The organism is Hymenobacter agri, from assembly GCF_054778495.1.
Map to the genome: position 1 here is coordinate 1 of NZ_BAAGZM010001217.1, position 634 is coordinate 634.

At 63.2% G+C, this 634-nt stretch carries 1 protein-coding gene; it reads right to left on the reverse strand.

Annotated elements, in window-relative coordinates:
• Positions 1–227: 227 nt before the first annotated feature.
• A partial coding sequence (locus ACYVDE_RS25410) for a hypothetical protein (RefSeq protein ID WP_460504293.1) occupies positions 228–634 on the reverse strand: 407 nt, incomplete at its 5' end.

Sequence of the window (634 nt, forward strand, 5' to 3'; positions counted from 1 at the left end):
TAATTACCGCGCCGGCGCGGCCATCCATCGTGCTGCGCCCCACGCCCACCGCCGAAGCGCCGGCCGATGCCGCGCCACTTTCCAAAGTCAAAATCAAAGAGAAGCCGGCGAAGAAGAAAGGCTTCTTCTCGCGGCTGTTTGGCGGGAAGTAGAATAACCTTTCACTCAAAAAAGAAAGCCCACCCGACGAATCGGGTGGGCTTTTTGTTTGAAACACCGCGTGCTGCTTACAGCGCCTTGATGTTGAAGTTCACCGTCACGTCGGTGGTCGAGGTGCGGTTGATGCCCGTTACCTGCACCACGGCGTACTGGTCGGCCCCGCGTAGCTTGAGGATGATGACATCGCCCACCACGATGTTGTCGAGGGTGGTAACCTGCGACGCCGCCGCCGTGGCATTGTAGGTCTGCCGGATGCTGCTGAGCGTGGCGGCCGAGTACACGGCCGACGTGGAGCGCACCAGGCGCGTGCCGGTGCTCAGGGTGCGGAACTGCACGGCATTGCTAGCGGTGCTGCTGATGACGAGGTCTTTGCTGGTGGCCGGGCCGGCGGCGGGCACGGCGGCAAAGGTGGTCAGGTCGTAGGCGGCCAGGTCGCCGCCAGTGCTGCCGGTGTAAGTGAGCGTGGCCGTACGCA